Source organism: Micromonospora purpureochromogenes (assembly GCF_900091515.1).
GTDB lineage: Bacteria > Actinomycetota > Actinomycetes > Mycobacteriales > Micromonosporaceae > Micromonospora > Micromonospora purpureochromogenes.
Genome location: NZ_LT607410.1, coordinates 4,711,218 through 4,727,556, shown reverse-complemented (window position 1 = coordinate 4,727,556; position 16,339 = coordinate 4,711,218). Strand labels below are relative to the sequence as shown.

16 protein-coding genes are annotated in these 16,339 nt (G+C 73.6%); 13 read left to right on the top strand and 3 right to left on the bottom strand.

What is annotated here, in order from left to right:
- Positions 1-858, bottom strand: coding sequence for a DUF1775 domain-containing protein (locus GA0074696_RS21795; RefSeq protein WP_172894375.1), 858 nt, complete (start codon positions 856-858; stop codon positions 1-3).
- Between the two features lie 211 nt (positions 859-1,069).
- On the opposite strand from GA0074696_RS21795, the gene thrS reads away from it, so the two are divergent.
- The 3 genes from thrS (at position 1,070) to GA0074696_RS21780 (ending at position 4,505) form a co-directional block, all read left to right on the top strand.
- A complete protein-coding gene (thrS, locus tag GA0074696_RS21790) occupies positions 1,070-3,076 on the top strand; it encodes a threonine--tRNA ligase (protein ID WP_088962819.1) in 2,007 nt (668 codons plus the stop codon).
- Positions 3,077-3,252: 176 nt separating this feature from the next.
- Positions 3,253-3,822 carry an HIT family protein gene (locus tag GA0074696_RS21785; protein ID WP_373367479.1) on the top strand — a complete coding sequence of 190 codons (570 nt, stop codon included), beginning with the start codon at positions 3,253-3,255 and terminating at the stop codon, positions 3,820-3,822.
- 50 nt (positions 3,823-3,872) lie between these two features.
- Positions 3,873-4,505, top strand: a complete 633-nt coding sequence (locus GA0074696_RS21780; protein ID WP_088962818.1) for a CG0192-related protein — start codon at positions 3,873-3,875, stop codon at positions 4,503-4,505.
- Positions 4,506-4,701: 196 nt separating this feature from the next.
- Here GA0074696_RS21780 and GA0074696_RS21775 read toward each other — a convergent pair whose 3' ends face one another.
- Entirely contained in the window at positions 4,702-5,211 is a 510-nt protein-coding gene (locus GA0074696_RS21775) for a hypothetical protein (RefSeq protein ID WP_088962817.1), read from the bottom strand.
- 67 nt (positions 5,212-5,278) lie between these two features.
- Between GA0074696_RS21775 and GA0074696_RS21770 the strand changes: the two genes are divergently transcribed.
- On the top strand, positions 5,279-6,337 hold the full coding sequence (locus GA0074696_RS21770; protein ID WP_088962816.1) for an aldo/keto reductase: 1,059 nt from the start codon (positions 5,279-5,281) through the stop codon (positions 6,335-6,337).
- Between the two features lie 281 nt (positions 6,338-6,618).
- On the opposite strand, the gene GA0074696_RS21765 is transcribed toward GA0074696_RS21770, so the two are convergent.
- On the bottom strand, positions 6,619-8,781 hold the full coding sequence (locus GA0074696_RS21765; RefSeq protein WP_088962815.1) for an elongation factor G-like protein EF-G2: 2,163 nt from the start codon (positions 8,779-8,781) through the stop codon (positions 6,619-6,621).
- A 253-nt stretch (positions 8,782-9,034) separates the two neighbouring features.
- On the opposite strand from GA0074696_RS21765, the gene pgsA reads away from it, so the two are divergent.
- The 9 genes from pgsA (at position 9,035) to GA0074696_RS21720 (ending at position 16,323) form a co-directional block, all read left to right on the top strand.
- Positions 9,035-9,655 carry a phosphatidylinositol phosphate synthase gene (gene pgsA / locus GA0074696_RS21760; protein ID WP_088962814.1) on the top strand — a complete coding sequence of 207 codons (621 nt, stop codon included), beginning with the start codon at positions 9,035-9,037 and terminating at the stop codon, positions 9,653-9,655.
- A complete protein-coding gene (locus tag GA0074696_RS21755; protein WP_088962813.1) occupies positions 9,652-10,590 on the top strand; it encodes a phosphatidylinositol mannoside acyltransferase in 939 nt (312 codons plus the stop codon). Before pgsA ends, GA0074696_RS21755 begins: the two co-directional genes overlap by 4 nt.
- Before the next feature lie 16 nt (positions 10,591-10,606).
- A complete protein-coding gene (locus tag GA0074696_RS21750) occupies positions 10,607-11,776 on the top strand; it encodes a glycosyltransferase family 4 protein (protein WP_088962812.1) in 1,170 nt (389 codons plus the stop codon).
- A 17-nt stretch (positions 11,777-11,793) separates the two neighbouring features.
- Entirely contained in the window at positions 11,794-12,288 is a 495-nt protein-coding gene (locus tag GA0074696_RS21745) for a hypothetical protein (RefSeq protein ID WP_172894373.1), read from the top strand.
- Between the two features lie 186 nt (positions 12,289-12,474).
- Positions 12,475-13,392 (top strand): pyridoxal 5'-phosphate synthase lyase subunit PdxS, encoded by a 918-nt coding sequence (gene pdxS / locus GA0074696_RS21740; protein ID WP_088962810.1) that lies wholly within the window; start codon positions 12,475-12,477, stop codon positions 13,390-13,392.
- Positions 13,393-13,430: 38 nt separating this feature from the next.
- Positions 13,431-14,036 carry a pyridoxal 5'-phosphate synthase glutaminase subunit PdxT gene (pdxT, locus tag GA0074696_RS21735; protein ID WP_088962809.1) on the top strand — a complete coding sequence of 202 codons (606 nt, stop codon included), beginning with the start codon at positions 13,431-13,433 and terminating at the stop codon, positions 14,034-14,036.
- A 295-nt stretch (positions 14,037-14,331) separates the two neighbouring features.
- Positions 14,332-15,084, top strand: coding sequence for a YebC/PmpR family DNA-binding transcriptional regulator (locus GA0074696_RS21730; RefSeq protein ID WP_088962808.1), 753 nt, complete (start codon positions 14,332-14,334; stop codon positions 15,082-15,084).
- 5 nt (positions 15,085-15,089) lie between these two features.
- Entirely contained in the window at positions 15,090-15,704 is a 615-nt protein-coding gene (locus tag GA0074696_RS21725; protein WP_088962807.1) for a DUF402 domain-containing protein, read from the top strand.
- 55 nt (positions 15,705-15,759) lie between these two features.
- Positions 15,760-16,323, top strand: a complete 564-nt coding sequence (locus GA0074696_RS21720) for a GNAT family N-acetyltransferase (protein ID WP_088962806.1) — start codon at positions 15,760-15,762, stop codon at positions 16,321-16,323.
- Positions 16,324-16,339: the final 16 nt, after the last annotated feature.

Here is a 16,339-nt window from a genome sequence, read left to right as displayed (position 1 = left end):
TCAGCGCGACCTCACCGGCTCGCCCCGCACACCGGCGGTGGAGCGCTCGCCCTCGGGCTGCTCGTCCGTCGACGGCTCGCCGTCGGGCTGGTCGCCCTCGACGTCGTCCGCCGGCTCGGCCCGGTGCCGTGCCCGGCTCACCGCCCAGCCGACCAGGGCGCCACCGCCCAGGCCGATCAGCAGACCGCCGCCGAGCAGCACGTCCGCGCTCGGACCGCCGTCCTCCGCGTCCGGGTCGGCCGCCGCCTCGTTCCGGCCGTCGGCCGGCGCGGCGTCCGGGCCGGCGTGGCCGTGGCCGGTCGCCGCCCCGGGGGCCGCCGGGAGCAGGGTCAGGGTCGGCGCCGGGTGCGCGCCACCGGCCGGGTCGGCCCAGCGCACCACCGTGCCGTCGGAGTACGTCTGCACCAGTTCGAAGCTCATCCGGTCGGTCTGCGGCAGCGGGCCCATCGCCAGGGCGAGCCGGGCGGGGCCGGGCTGCGGCTTCCCGGCGGCCCGGGTCCAGACCACCGCGGCGGTCACCGTGGTCACCGAGGGCGCGTGGATGCCGGCCACCGGGGCGTCCAGGTTCCGTGAGGTGATCAGGGGTGCCCAGCCGTCCACCGACAACGGGTAGACCTCCCCGATCGGGGCGTCCGGGGGCAGCTTGACCTCGATCTTCTCGGTGCGCGCGCCGGGCCGTTCCTCCGGCACCACGAACGTCAGCTCCACCGCGTCGCCCTGGTTCGCCTGCGTCGGCGTGGTCGTCACGTCCGCCGCCAGCGCCGCGCCCGGCCAGGCCAGCGCCCCGGTGACCGCGGCGGCCAGCACGAGACCCGCCCGTCGGCCGCCGTTGCGGGTGATCGCCATCTGTGCCCCCATCCGTCTCCACGCGGCCGGCTCCGGTTTCCGGCCACACCGGGTAGTTCGGATCGCGGGTCGGAAAGGTTCAATCCGCGCCGGCACGATCTGCGCGGCGGGCGGGACACGCGGGCCCATCCTTTCCCGACGACCGGGCGGAAACGGGCGACCGATAGCATCGCAGGGAGCCGGAACCGGCAGCATCCGTACCGTCTGCAGCTGAGGAGTCACCGTGTCCGCACCCCGTACCCCCGTCGTGGCCGACCCCGTCGTCGTCGCCGCCGGGACCACGGCGGCCGACGCGGTGGCCGCGGCCGGGCTGCCGATGGCCGGGCCGAAGGCGATCGTGGTGGTGCGCGACCCGCAGGGTGTGCTGCGCGACCTGGACTGGAAGCCGGCCGAGGAGACCAGCGTCGAGCCGGTCACCCTCGACTCGCCGGAGGGGCTCAACGTGCTGCGCCACTCGACGGCGCACGTGCTCGCCCAGGCCGTGCAGGACGTCTTCCCGGAGGCCAAGCTCGGCATCGGCCCGCCCATCGAGAACGGCTTCTACTACGACTTCGCCGTCGACAAGCCGTTCCAGCCGGACGACCTGAGCAAGCTCGAGAAGCGCATGCAGGAGATCATCAAGTCCGGCCAGCGGTTCCGCCGTCGCCGCTTCAACAGCCTGGACGAGGCGAAGGCCGAGCTGGCCGCCGAGCCGTTCAAGCTGGAGCTGATCGACGTCAAGGGGGAGGGGCTGGACTCCTCCGAGGTGATGGAGGTGGGCGGCGGCGAGCTGACCATCTACGACAACCTCGCCGCGAACGAGGACAAGGTCTGCTGGTCCGACCTGTGCCGGGGGCCGCACCTGCCCACCACCCGGCTGATCGGCGCGTTCAAGCTGATGCGCTCGGCCGCCGCGTACTGGCGGGGGTCGGAGAAGAACCCGCAGCTGCAGCGGGTGTACGGCACCGCGTGGCCGACCCGGGACGAGCTGAAGGCGTACCTGAAGCTCCTCGAGGAGGCCGCCCGGCGCGACCACCGCAAGCTCGGCGCGGACCTCGACCTGTTCAGCTTCCCCGACGAGGTCGGCTCGGGTCTGGCGGTCTTCCACCCCAAGGGCGGCATCATCCGCCGGGAGATGGAGAACTACTCGCGCCGCCGGCACGAGGCGGCCGGGTACGAGTTCGTCAACACCCCGCACATCACCAAGGCGCACCTGTTCGAGACCTCCGGGCACCTGCCCTACTACGCCGAGACGATGTTCCCGCCCATGCAGCTGGAGGGCGCGGACTACTACCTCAAGGCGATGAACTGCCCGATGCACAACCTGATCTTCAGGGCGCGCGGGCGGTCCTACCGCGAGCTGCCGCTGCGGCTGTTCGAGTTCGGCACGGTCTACCGGTACGAGAAGTCCGGCGTGGTGCACGGCCTCACCCGGGTCCGCGGCCTCACCCAGGACGATTCGCACATCTACTGCACCCGCGAGCAGATGCCCGGCGAGCTGTCCACCCTGCTGTCGTTCGTGCTCGACCTGCTGCGCGACTACGGCCTGGACGACTTCTACCTGGAGCTGTCCACCCGCGACGACTCGCCCAAGTTCATCGGGTCGGACGAGGACTGGGCGGAGGCGACCGAGGCGCTGCGCACCGCCGCCGAGTCGTCCGGGCTGGACCTGGTGCCCGACCCGGGCGGCGCGGCCTTCTACGGCCCGAAGATCTCGGTGCAGGCCAAGGACGCCATCGGCCGGACCTGGCAGATGTCCACCATCCAGGTCGACTTCAACCAGCCCGAGCGGTTCGGCCTGGAGTTCCAGGCGGCGGACGGCAGCCGGCAGCGGCCGGTGATGATCCACCGGGCCCTCTTCGGCTCGATCGAGCGCTTCTTCGGCGTGCTCACCGAGCACTACGCGGGCGCGTTCCCGGCCTGGCTGGCCCCGGTGCAGGTGGTCGGCATCCCGATCCGCGAGGACCACACCGACTACCTGCACGGCTTCGTCGCGGCGCTGCGCGCCGAGGGGATCCGCGCCCAGGTGGACGCGGGTGACGACCGGATGCAGAAGAAGATCCGCACCGCCCAGCAGCAGAAGATCCCGTTCATGGTGATCGCCGGCGACGACGACGTGGCCGCCGGCACGGTCTCCTTCCGCTACCGCGACGGCTCCCAGCGCAACGGCGTCCCGATGGCCGAGGCGGTCACCCACGTCCTCGACGTGGTCAGCTCCCGCTCCAACTCCGGCCCGTCCGCCAAGAGCTGACCCCGCCGGGCCCACCGCCCACCCCACGACCCGCGCACTTTCCGAGAAAGAGTGGCTGTTCCTCGCCGGATGGCCACGCTTTCTCGGAAAGTGCGCGCGAGGGGGGAGCGCGGCCCGGGTTCGGGTGGGGCGGTGGGGACGGGTGGGGTGCGTCGCGGTGACCGTAGGATCGGCGTGTGACTGGGGCGGCGCGGCACTCTGACGACGGCACGGACATCACCGGCGACACCGGCCTGGCGGACGGGCTGGAGCGGCTCTGGACGCCGCACCGGATGACCTACATCTCCGGCGAGGACCGTCCCGAGGGCGGCTACGAGAAGCCCACCGGCTGCCCGTTCTGCCTGGCCCCCGGCCTGCCCGAGGGGGAGAGCCTGGTCGTGGCGCGCGGGGAGCACGTCTTCGCGGTGCTCAACCTCTACCCGTACAACCCGGGGCACCTGCTGGTCTGCCCGTACCGGCACGTGGCCGACTACACCGACCTGGACCCGGCGGAGACCATCGAGCTGGGCGTGTACACCCAGACCGCGATGCGGGTGGTCCGCACGGTCAGCAACGCGCACGGGTTCAACCTCGGCATGAACCAGGGCGGCGTCGCCGGCGCCGGCATCGCCGCCCACCTGCACCAGCACGTGGTGCCGCGCTGGGGCGGCGACGCCAACTTCATGCCGGTGATCGGCCGGACGAAGGTCCTGCCGCAGCTGCTGGCCGACACCCGCGACCTGTTCGCCAAGGCCTGGCCGGCCTGACCCCCGCGCCGGGACGGCTCGCGCGGCCGGCCGGGCATACGATCTTGTGCATGGCCCTGCTGCACCGCGCCACGCTGCGCCCCACGAAGCTGGAACTGCTCACCGAGTGGCTGCCCGGCCGAGGCTGGTACGACGGACCCGCCGGCGTCGAGGTGGTGCGCGTCGCGGGCTACCGGTTCGACGACCCCGCCGGGGAGGTCGGCGTCGAGACCCTGCTCGTCCGGGCCGGTGACGGGCCGGTCCACCAGGTCCCGCTGACCTACCGGGGCGCGCCGCTCGACGGCGCCGACGACTGGCTGGTCGGCACCACCGCGCACTCGGTGCTCGGCCGGCGCTGGGTCTACGACGCCTGCGGCGACCCGGTCTACGCCGCCGCGCTGGCCGCCGCGATCCTCACCGGATCCGGTCAGGCCGAGGAGTTCTTCGAGGTCGACGGCGGGCAGGAGCGGCGGGCGCCGACGATGGCCATCGACAGCAGCGGGGCCGACGCCGCCGAGCTGCCCGAGGTGGGTACGCCCCGCCGGGTGGTGGACGCCGACCCGACGCTGATCGTCACCGACACCGTCGAGCTGGCGGTCGTCCGACGCCTCGACCGCGGCACCTCGCCGGCCGGTGCCGTGCTGACCGGCACCTGGGAGGGCCGGCCGACCCCGCTGCCGCTCGCCTCCGCGATCCGGCGCTGACGGCTGCCACTCGTCTCCGCGTTCGGGCGCTGACGGCTGCCACTCGTCTCCGCGTTCGGGCGCTGACGGCTGCCACTCGTCTCCGCGTTCGGGCGCTGACGGCTCCCGCTCGTCGCCGCCCCCGCGCTGACGGCCGCCAGCCGCTCGCCGGGCCGTACCGCCATCCGGTTCGCGGCGGATGGCGGGTGTCGCGGGGTCAGCGTCGGTCGGCCGTGCCCTTCGCGGCGTCCGCCGAGATCCGCGCGAGGAGCTCCGGCCAGCTCTGCACTCGCTGCACGCCGGCCAGGTGGGCCCGCTGCGCGGTCACCTCGTCCTCCCGGGGCTGCATCAGGTACCGGTGCGGCACCGTGTCGAGACAGCTCAGCACCTCCAGCCGGTCGTCGACGAAGTGGGTCAGCCCCAGCTGCGCGGCGATCGGCCCCTTCTCCGGCCGGGTACGGCAGAAGCGCAGCTGCTCCGGGCCGATCCCGGTGCGGGCGTGGAAGTCGTGGTGGGCCAGCCAGTCCCGGGTCCGCCGCTCGGTCGGCTCGGCGCACTTCGACACCACGTACACCTCGTCGAAGAGCGGGACCAGCGCGGCCAGCGCCTCGAACACCCCGTCCAGCGGGGGTGTGCGCAGGTAGTTGTCGCCGAAGAACGAGGTGTCCTCGTCCCCGTCGCTCAGCTCGATGATCACACCGCCGACGTCCACGCCCAGCCGTCCCATGCGGTCGATCCTGCACCACAGGTGACGTTCCCGCCCGGCTGTCGGGTGGAGGTGGCAGGATGCGGCGATGGCAGTGACGACGCGGACATTGGGCCGCAGCGGCATCGAGGTCAGCGCCCTCGGCATGGGGTGCTGGGCGATCGGTGGCCCCTGGGCCGAGGGGGCCCGGCCCTTGGGTTGGGGCAGGGTCGACGACGAGGAGTCGGTCCGGGCGGTACGCCGGGCGCTGGACCTCGGCGTGACCCTCTTCGACACCGCCGACACGTACGGGGCCGGGCACGGCGAGCGGGTCCTCGGCCGGGCGCTCGCCGGCCGCCGGGACGAGGCCGTGATCGCCACCAAGTGGGGCTACACCTTCGACGAGCAGACCCGCCAGGCCACCGGTGAGGACCCGTCACCGGCGTACCTGCGCCGGGCGGTCATCGACTCGCTGCGTCGGCTGGACACCGATCGGATCGACCTCTACCAGCTGCACCTGGGCGACCTGCCGCTGCCCCGGGTGGAGGCGCTGCTCGGCACGCTGGAGGACCTGGTCGCCGAGGGACTCGTCCGCGCGTACGGCTGGAGCACCGACCGGGCCGACCGGGCGGCGGCCTTCGCCGAGGCGGCCCCGCGCGCCACCGCCGTGCAGCACACCCTCTCCGTGCTCCGGGACACCCCGGTGATGCTGGCCGTCTGCGACAAGCACGACCTGGCCAGCGTCAACCGGAGCCCGCTCGGGATGGGGCTGCTGACCGGCAAGTACACCGCGGCGTCCACCCTGCCCCGCGACGACGTACGCGGCGTCGCCCCGACCTGGCTGGAGTGGTTCCGCGGCGGGCGCCCGGCGCCGGAGTGGCTGCGCCGGGTCGCGGCGGTACGTGGCGCGCTCACGGCGGACGGGCGCACCCTCAGCCAGGGCGCGTTGGGCTGGATCTGGGCGCGCAGCGCCCGCACGGTGCCGATCCCGGGGTGCCGTACGGTCGCCCAGGTCGAGGAGAACGCCGCCGCGCTGCGCCTCGGCCCGCTCGCCCCGGACCACTTCGCCGAGGTCGAACGTCAGCTCGCCGCCCTGCGCACGGCCGCCCTGCGCGACGCCGACCGCCCCCACTGGCCGATGCCCCCCATCCCCACCGCCCGCCCCTGACCCCCTCCGCCGCCCCCCGCCTGCACCCCTGAGCCGCACACACCTTCCGAGAAAGCGTGGCCATCCAGCGGAAAATAGCCACTCTTTCTCCGAAAGTGCGCGCCCGGCCGCGCCCGGCCGCGCCCGGCCGGGCGGGGCGGACCCGGGCGATGCGGCGGGGCGGGGTGCGGGGCGACGGGTGCAAGAGCCGGGCACTTTCCGAGAAAGCGTGGCCATCCAGCGGGGAATAGGCACTCTTTCTCTGAAAGTGCGCGGCGCAGGAGGCCCGGGGGCGGGGTGGGTCAGGGGTGGGTGGTGTGTTCCTTGCGGGCCTGCTCGGCCAGGTGGGCGGGCATGGGGTCGTAGCGGGCGAAGTCGCGGGTGAAGGTGCCGGTGCCGTGGGTCATCGAGCGGAGTTCGACCGCGTAGCGGAGCAGTTCGGTGGCGGGCACCTCGGCGCGGACCAGGGTGTGCCCGTCGGCGTCCGGGTCGGGCTCGGTGCCGAGCACCCGGCCGCGCCGGCCGGACAGGTCGCCCATCACCGCGCCGACCGAGCCGTCGGGCACCCGGATGACCACCTCGTCGACCGGCTCCAGCACCGCCGGCTGCCCCTTCTCGGCGGCGTCGCGCAGCGCCAGCGCGCCGGCGGTCTGGAAGGCCGCGTCGGAGGAGTCGACGCTGTGCGCCTTGCCGTCGACGAGGGTGACCCGCAGGTCCACCACCGGGAAGCCGGCCACCAGGCCGCGTTCCATCTGCGCCCGCACGCCCTTCTCCACCGACGGGATGTAGTTGTGCGGGACCGCCCCGCCGACCACCCGGTCGACGAACTCGAAGCCTTCGCCGCGCGGCAGCGGCTCCACCTCGATGTCGCAGACGGCGTACTGGCCGTGGCCGCCGGACTGCTTGACGTGCCGGCCGTGGCCCCGGCCACCGACGGTCAGCGTCTCGCGCAGCGCCACCCGTACCGGCTCGGTCTCCAGCTCCACGCCGCCGCTGCGCAGCCGGTCCAGGACCACGTCGGCGTGCGCCTCGCCCATGCACCAGAGCACCAACTGGTGGGTCTCCGGGTTGCGCTCCAGGCGCAGCGTGGGGTCGCCGGCGACCAGCCGGCCCAGGTTGCGGGCCAGGGCGTCCTCGTCGGCCCGGCTCTTCGCCACGATCGCCACCGGCAGCAGCGGCTCGGGCATCGCCCAGGGGGCGACGAGCAGCGGCTCCTCCTTGGCGGAGATGGTGTCGCCGGTCTCCGCGCTGCCCGACTTGGTGATCGCGCAGAGGTCGCCGGCCACGCAGGCGGTCACCTCGCGCAGCGTCGCGCCCAGCGGGGTGTAGATGTGCCCGACCCGCTCGTCGGCGTCGTGGTCGGGGTGCCCGCGTTCGGCCATGCCGTGCCCGGAGACGTGCACCACCTGGTCGGGGCGGAGCGTGCCGGAGAAGACCCGTACCAGCGAGACCCGGCCGACGTGCCGGTCGACGGTCGTCTTGACCACCTCGGCGACCAGCGGGCCGTCCGGGTCGCAGCTCAGCGGCGGCCGGGGCGAGCCGTCCACGCCGGTGACCGCGGGCACCTCGTGCTCCAGCGGGGACGGGAAGGCGGCCACCAGCCCGTCCAGCAGCACGTCCAGGCCGACGCCGGACTCCGCGCAGACCGGCACCACCGGGTAGAAGTGACCCCGTTCGACCGCCTTCTCCAGGTCGGTGATCAGCACCTCGGTGTCGATCTCCTCGCCGCCGAGGTAGCGGTCCATCAGGGTCTCGTCCTCGCTCTCGGCGATGATCCCCTCGATCAGCTCGTTGCGGGCCTCCAGGATCGCCGGCAGGTGTTCCGGGTCCGGCTCGCGCACGGCGGCGGGCAGCCCGGCGGAGTAGTCGAAGACCCGGCGGGTGATCAGGCCCATCAGGCCGACCACCGACACGCCGTCGTCGCCGAGCATCGGCAGGTAGAGCGGGAGCACGTTGTCGCCGAACACCCGCTGGCACAGCGCCACCGCCTCGTCGAAGTCGGCGCGCGGGTGGTCCAGCCGGGAGACCGCGACGGCTCGCGGCATGTCCACCGCGGCGCACTCCTCCCACAGGGCGGCGGTGGCCATGTCCATCCCGTCGGCTGCGGAGACCACGAACAGCGCGGCGTCGGCGGCCCGCAGGCCGGCTCGCAGCTCGCCGACGAAGTCGCCGTACCCCGGGGTGTCCAGCAGGTTGACCTTGACGTCCTGGTGCATGAGCGGCGCGCAGGCCAGGCTCACCGAGCGCTGCTGGCGTACCGCCGCCGGGTCGTGGTCGCAGACGGTGGTGCCGTCGGTGACGCTGCCGGCCCGGCTGATCGTGCCGCTGGCCGCGAGCAGCGCCTCGACCAGGGTCGTCTTGCCTGCCCCGGAGTGCCCGACGAGCACCACGTTGCGAACCCTGCCGGGCTCGGTCACCACCGGCGCCGCGCCGGTGACACCCTTCTCCTGGTTCTTCTGCGCCATCGCGGCGCACCTCCCTCAGCCGTGGTTGGTGGCGACCGCCGCTCGCGACGGGGAAGCGGGCCCGGGCGGGTGCCGCGGCGATATCCTCCGGTGCTCTCCTGGACGACGGGTATTCAGCCGGGTGAGCCGGTGAGCTGGCTCACCCCCCATACCCGATCTCACACCCGTTACCGACCCGACACAAGCCTGCGCCACGCGGGTCGGACGACCGGCTGTGTCGCCGACCGCTGCCGGCCGTTATCGTGGGACCGCCATGGCGAAGATCTTCCAAGTGACGGCCCGCGCGGGGATGACCCGCGTCGTGGAGCCGGTCGCGCGCGGCCTGCTCCGCGCCGGCGTGTCCCCCAACGCGGTCACCGTGACCGGTACCCTCGGCGTGCTCGTCGGCGCCCTCGGCTTCGGCGCCCGCGGTGACCTGGTCGCCGGCGCCCTCATCGTGACGGTCTTCGCGCTGACCGACCTGCTCGACGGGACGATGGCCCGGATGAGCGGCGGCTCCACCCGGTTCGGGGCGTTCCTCGACTCGAGCATGGACCGGGTCGCCGACAGCGCCGTCTTCGGCGCGGTGGCGTACTGGCTGGCCACCGAGCACGAATACTCCGGGGTGGCCGCGGCGCTGCTCTGCCTGGCCGCCGGCAGCCTGGTCTCCTACGTCAAGGCCCGCGCCGAGGGGCTCGGCATGACCTGCAACGTGGGCATCGCCGAGCGCACCGAGCGGCTGCTGATCGTCGGGGTGGGCGGCCTGCTCACCGGGTTCGGCGTGGACCGCGCTCTGGAGGTCGCGCTCTGGCTGCTCGCCGCCGTCTCGATCTTCACGGTGGGGCAGCGCATGGCCCACGTGTACCGGCAGGCCCAGCTGGTCGGCAAGGAGTGAACCTCACCGAGCTCGGCTACGTCGCCGGCTGGCGCCTGGCCCGCGCGCTGCCCCGGCCCGTGGTGGCCGCGGCCTTCTCCGTGGGCGCGGACCGCGCCCACCGCCGAGGCGGCCCGGGTACGGCCCGACTGCGCGCCAACCTGCGCCGGGTGGTCGGCCCCGACCTTCCCGAGGCGGAGCTGGACGCGCTGGTCCGGCGCGGGATGCGCTCGTACGCCCGGTACTGGATGGAGGCGTTCCGGCTGCCGGCGCTGAGCCGTACCCAGATCCTCGCCGGGTTCCGCCTGGACCCGGCCGGGGCGGACCTGCTCGCCGGCGACGTGGCCGCCGGCCGGGGCGCGGTGGTCGCCCTGCCGCACGCCGGCAACTGGGACGCCGCGGGCGCCTGGGTCGCCGCCACCGGCTGGCCGATCACCACCGTCGCCGAGCGGCTCAGGCCCGAGGCGGTCTACGAGCGGTTCCTCGCCTTCCGGCAGGGCCTGGGCATGGAGATCCTGCCCACCCACGGCGGCGGCCGGCCGGCCTTCGACGTGCTGGTGGACCGGGTCCGCGCCGGTACGGTGGTGCCGCTGCTGGCCGACCGGGACCTCTCCGCCCGGGGGGTGGAGGTCGACTTCTTCGGCGGCCGGACCCGGATGCCGGCCGGCCCCGCGCTGCTGGCGGTCCGCACCGGCGCCCCGCTCTACGTCGCGTCGATGTGGTACGAACCGGACGCCGCCTGCGCCTCGCTCGAGGGTCCGCTGCCGCTGCCGGACCCGGACTCGGCGCCGTTGGACCAGCGGGTCCGGTTGCTGACCCAGCGGATTGCCGATGCTCTGGCCGCGGGCATCGCCCAGCATCCGGAAGACTGGCACATGTTGCAGCGGATGTGGCTGGACCAGCGGAGCACGGACAGCGGCGCGACACCACCCGCGCCGGTCACCGGCCAGGCCTGACGGGAAGGGCGTCTACGTGCGGATCGGCATCGTGTGCCCGTACTCCTTCGACGTACCCGGTGGGGTGCAGAACCACGTCATGGACCTCGCCGAGGCGCTGATCGGGCTCGGTCACGAGGTGAGCGTGCTCGCCCCGGCCGACGAGGAGTCGGCGCTGCCGCCGTACGTGGTCTCGGCGGGGCGCGCCGTGTCGCTGCCGTACAACGGGTCGGTGGCCCGGATCGCGTTCGGCCCGGTCTCCACCGCCCGGGTGCGCCGCTGGCTCACCCGGGGCGACTTCGACGTGCTGCACGTGCACGAGCCGCTGACCCTGAGCCTCTCGATGCTGGCGGTGCTCTCCGCGCGCGGCCCGGTGGTGGCGACCTTCCACACCGCGATGACCCGGTCCCGGGTGCTCGCCGCCGCGCAGGGCGTCCTGCAGATCGTGCTGGAGCGGATCACCGCCCGGATCGCGGTCAGCGCCCTGGCCCGCAAGGTCCAGGTCGAGCACATGGACGGCGGCGCGGTGGAGATCCCCAACGGGGTGGCGGTGGCCAAGTTCGCCGGCGTGCAGCCGTTGCCCGGCTGGCCGGGGGAGTGCGCGCCGGGCACCGGCGGCACGCTCGGCTTCCTCGGCCGCTTCACCGAGGCCCGCAAGGGGTTCCCGATCCTGCGCGACGCCTTCGTCGCGCTGGCGCCGCACCGGCCCGGCCTGCGCCTGCTGGTGGCCGGCCCCGGTGACCCGGACGACCTGTTCGGGCGGTTCCCGGCCGAGCTGCGCGACCGGGTGACCTTCCTCGGCATGGTGCCGGAGGAGAAGAAGGCCCGGATGCTGCACAGCGTGCACCTCTACGTCGCCCCGAACACCGGCGGCGAGTCCTTCGGGATGATCCTCACCGAGGCGCTGGCCGCCGGCACCACGGTGGTCGCCAGCGACCTCGACGCGTTCCGCCGGGTGCTCGACGGCGGGCGGGCCGGCCGGCTCTTCCCGACCGGGGACGCGGCCGCCCTGCGTACCGCCCTGGCCGACCTGCTCGACGACCCGCAGGGCCGGGCCGCGCTGACCGCCTGCGGCGACGAGGTGGTGGCGCACTACGACTGGCCGGTGATCGCCCGCCGGGTCCTGGAGGTCTACGCCGCGGCCATCGAGGCCACCGACGGCCGGGTCATCGACCAGGAATGGGTGGGGCTGGGCGGGGCGGTGTGAGCACTACGATGCCGCACATGTGGTGGGTGGTGGGCGCGACGGTGGTCGTCGCCCTGGTCGCGGCGTACCTGATCTGGACGGCCGGCCGCGTCGAGCGGCTGCAGTCCCGGGCGGAGTCGGCGGCCCGGGCCCTCGACGCGCACCTGCTGCGCCGGGCGGCCGCCGCCGCGGTGCTGGCCGAGCGGCGCTACGGCGTCGAGCTGTACGCGGCGGCGCGGATCGCGCTGGACGCCCCGCCGGAGGAGCGGGAGGCCGCCGAGAACGACCTGACCCGGCAGCTGCGCACGGTGCGGCTGGACCCGGCCGACCCGGTCTGCGAGGCGGTGATCGCCGCCAGCCGGCGGCTGGCGCTGGCCCGGCAGGTGCACACCGACCTGGTCCGCGACGCCCGGGCGGCGCGCAGCCGGCCGCTGGTGCGGCTGTGCCGGATGGGGCGCCGGCACCCGTGGCCCCGCTACTTCGACGTCGACGACCCGACGCTCGTGGTCGCCGCCGAGGCTCCCGCGAGCTGACGTCGACTTTCGGCACCGGTGGTGCCCGCTGCCCGGTTTCGAGACGGTCCTCCGTGGTGTCCGATCCCGGGTGATGGCAGCCACAGTGCAGGCCACCGGGGGTCTGATTGGCTGTCGGACCGGCGTTGAACCCGCCGTAGCATCAGCCGTAGCCACCCCCCGAGCAGGTCCGAGGAGCGATAACCCGTGCCCGAAACCACCTCCCAGAACGCCAACGCCACCTCCCTCGTCGGCACCGCCCGCGTCAAGCGCGGCATGGCCGAGATGCTCAAGGGCGGCGTGATCATGGACGTGGTCACCGCCGAGCAGGCCAAGATCGCCGAGGACGCCGGCGCCGTCGCCGTGATGGCGCTGGAGCGGGTGCCCGCCGACATCCGCGCCCAGGGCGGGGTGTCCCGGATGAGCGACCCGGACATGATCGACGGCATCATCAACGCCGTCTCCATCCCGGTCATGGCCAAGGCCCGGATCGGCCACTTCGTCGAGGCGCAGATCCTGCAGTCCCTCGGCGTCGACTACGTCGACGAGTCCGAGGTGCTCACCCCGGCCGACTACGCCAACCACATCGACAAGTGGGCCTTCACCGTCCCCTTCGTCTGCGGCGCGACCAACCTCGGCGAGGCGCTGCGCCGGATCACCGAGGGCGCGGCGATGATCCGCTCCAAGGGCGAGGCCGGCACCGGCGACGTCTCGAACGCCACCATGCACATGCGCAAGATCCGGCAGGAGATCGCCCGGCTCAGCTCGCTGCCGGCCGACGAGCTGTTCGTCGCCGCCAAGGAGCTCCAGGCCCCGTACGAGCTGGTCAAGGAGGTCGCCGAGACCGGCAAGCTGCCGGTGGTGCTCTTCACCGCCGGTGGTATCGCCACCCCGGCCGACGCCGCGATGATGATGCAGCTCGGCGCCGAGGGTGTCTTCGTCGGCTCCGGCATCTTCAAGTCCGGCAACCCGGCCCAGCGCGCCGCCGCGATCGTGAAGGCCACCACCTTCCACGACGACCCGGACGTGCTGGCCAAGGTCTCCCGGGGCCTCGGCGAGGCGATGGTCGGCATCAACGTCGACGAGATCCCGCAGCCGCACCGGCTGGCCGAGCGCGGCTGGTGACCCCGGCGGGATCGGGCAACGACGAGAGGACGGTGCGCATGGGCGGGACGCCGGTCATCGGTGTGCTCGCGCTGCAGGGTGACGTCCGCGAGCACGTCGCGGCCCTGGCCGGCGCCGGCGCGGACGCCCGCCCGGTACGCCGCCCGGCCGAGCTGGACGCGGTCGACGGGCTGGTCATCCCCGGCGGCGAGTCCACCACGATCAGCAAGCTGGCCGACATCTTCGAGATGCGCGAGCCGATCGACAAGCGGATCGCCGGTGGGATGCCGGTCTACGGGTCCTGCGCCGGCATGATCATGCTGGCCACCGAGGTCCTGGACGGCCGGCCCGACCAGCGCGGCTTCGCCGGCATCGAGATGACGGTGCGGCGCAACGCCTTCGGCCGGCAGGTCGACTCGTTCGAGGCGCCGGTGAAGATCGCCGGGGTCCCGGGCGAGCCGTTCCACGCGGTCTTCATCCGGGCCCCGTGGGTCGAGCGGGTCGGCGACGGCGTCGAGGTGCTCGGCCGGGTCAGCGACGGCCCGGCCGCCGAGCGGATCGTCGCGGTCCGGCAGGGCAACCTGCTGGCCACCTCGTTCCACCCGGAGCTCACCGGCGACCTGCGGCTGCACCGCTACTTCGTGGACCTGGTCCGCGCCGCCTGAGCGGATACGTGCGGGGCCCTTCCGATCCGGAAGGGCTCCGCACGCGTGCCGGGCCGGCATGTTTCCCGGTCCGCGCGGGTTGTCTCCTTCATGGCCCGGGTGCCCCGACGCCGCCCGGACGGGTGCCGGGTGTGACAAGCCGGGGCACCACCTCGGTAGGATTGCCGCGGTTCGGCAGGGCCATCGCCCGCCGCAGCCCTCCACGTGGAGCCGACCGGCCGTCCTGTCGCCGGTTGCGGGGTGGAGTCGGCGCGGGCTGTCGACGCAGGCGTGGAATGACAGACGGAGGTACGAGATGTCCGGCCACTCAAAGTGGGCGACCACCAAGCACAAGAAGGCCGTCATCGACGCCAAGCGCGGCAAGATGTTCGCCAAGCTGATCAAGAACGTCGAGGTCGCGGCCCGCACCGGCGGCGGCGACCCGGCCGGTAACCCGACGCTCTACGACGCCATCCAGAAGGCCAAGAAGAACTCGGTACCGAACGACAACATCGACCGCGCGGTCAAGCGGGGCTCCGGCCTGGAGGCCGGCGGCGCCGACTGGCAGACGATCATGTACGAGGGCTACGGCCCGAACGGCGTGGCGATGCTCATCGAGTGCCTGACCGACAACCGCAACCGGGCCGCCACCGAGGTCCGCACCGCGCTGACCCGCAACGGCGGCTCGCTCGCCGACGCCGGCTCGGTGTCGTACATGTTCTCCCGCAAGGGCGTGGTGATCGTCCCCAAGGCCGGCACGACCGAGGACGACATCATGATGGCCGTGCTCGACGCGGGCGCGGAGGAGGTCAACGACCTCGGTGAGGCGTACGAGGTGGTCTCCGAGCCGACCGACCTGATTCCGGTCCGCACCGCCCTGCAGGACGCCGGGATCGAGTACGAGTCGGCCGAGTCCTCGCTGATCCCCAGCGTCAACGTGCCGCTGGACGCCGACGGCGCGCGCAAGGTCTTCAAGCTGATCGACGTGCTCGAGGACTGCGACGACGTGCAGAACGTCTACGCCAACTTCGACGTCTCCGACGACGTCCTGGCCGCGGTCGACGCCTGATCCCGATGACCGGACGGCGATTCCCGCCGGGCGACGTGGTCGTCCGGCGGGAGGTGCTGCGCGGCGAGGTCTGGTTCGGCTGCCCGACCATCTGCGTCGAGGACTCCGCCGACCTGCTCGCGCTCTACCTGCCGCCCGGGGCCGAGTTCGGCTTCCCGGAGGGCGGCACCTTCCCCTGTGGACGGCACCCCTGGCAGACCGCCGGCCACACGGCCTGGTCCGGGCACGGCAAGCTGATGCTCCAGCGCCCGGGTGAGGCGCACTCGGTGGACGTCTTCTGGTCCGGCGAGGACCGCGCCTTCGCCGGTTGGTACTTCAACCTCCAGGACCCGTTCCGGCGTACCCCGATCGGGGTGGACACCCTCGACCACGAGCTGGACCTGTGGTGGCCGGCGGGCGCCGACCGGTACGTCTGGAAGGACGTGGAGATGTTCGCCCAGCGCCTCACCGAGGGGCGCTACCCGGGCATGGCCGATGCCATCCGCGCGGAGGGCGACCGGATCGCCGCCCTGCTCGACGCCGGGCGGCGCTGGTGGGACGAGGGTTGGGCGAACTGGCGGCCGGACCCCTCGTGGGACGGGCCGCGCCTGCCGGCCGGCTGGGACACCGTTCCCTGTTGACGGCGGCGGCGAAACTCGGCTGACCGGCCGCCCGGTCCCGCCGTAGCCTGCCGGGATGCTCGTCCCCGATCTCCCGCTGCGCACCGACCGCCTCGACCTGCGGTTGTTCACCGCCGACGACCTCGCCGCGCTGCACGGCTACCAGTCCCGCGCCGACGTCACCCGCTACCTCTACTTCGCGCCGAACGACGAGGCCGCCAGCCGCGAGGCGCTGGCCCGCAAGCGTGCCCGGGTGGCGCTGCGCGCGGAGGGCGACGTGCTGAACCTGGCGCTGGTGCTGCGGGAGACCGGCGCGGTGATCGGTGACGTGCTGCTGATCTGGACCAGCGTCGCGCACCGGCAGGGCGAGATCGGGTACGTCCTGCACCCCGACCACGCCGGCCACGGGTACGCCACCGAGGCGGCCCGGGAGATGCTGCGGCTGGGCTTCGACGAGCTGGGCCTGCACCGGATCGTCGGCCGGCTGGACGCCCGCAACACCGCCTCGGCCCGGGTGCTGGAGCGGCTCGGCATGCGCCGGGAGGCGCACCTGCGGGAGAACGAGCTGGTCAAGGGGGAGTGGACCGACGAGGCGGTGTACGCGCTGCTGGGCCGCGAGTGGCGGGCCGGCGGGCGCTGATCCGGCCCGGCGCCCC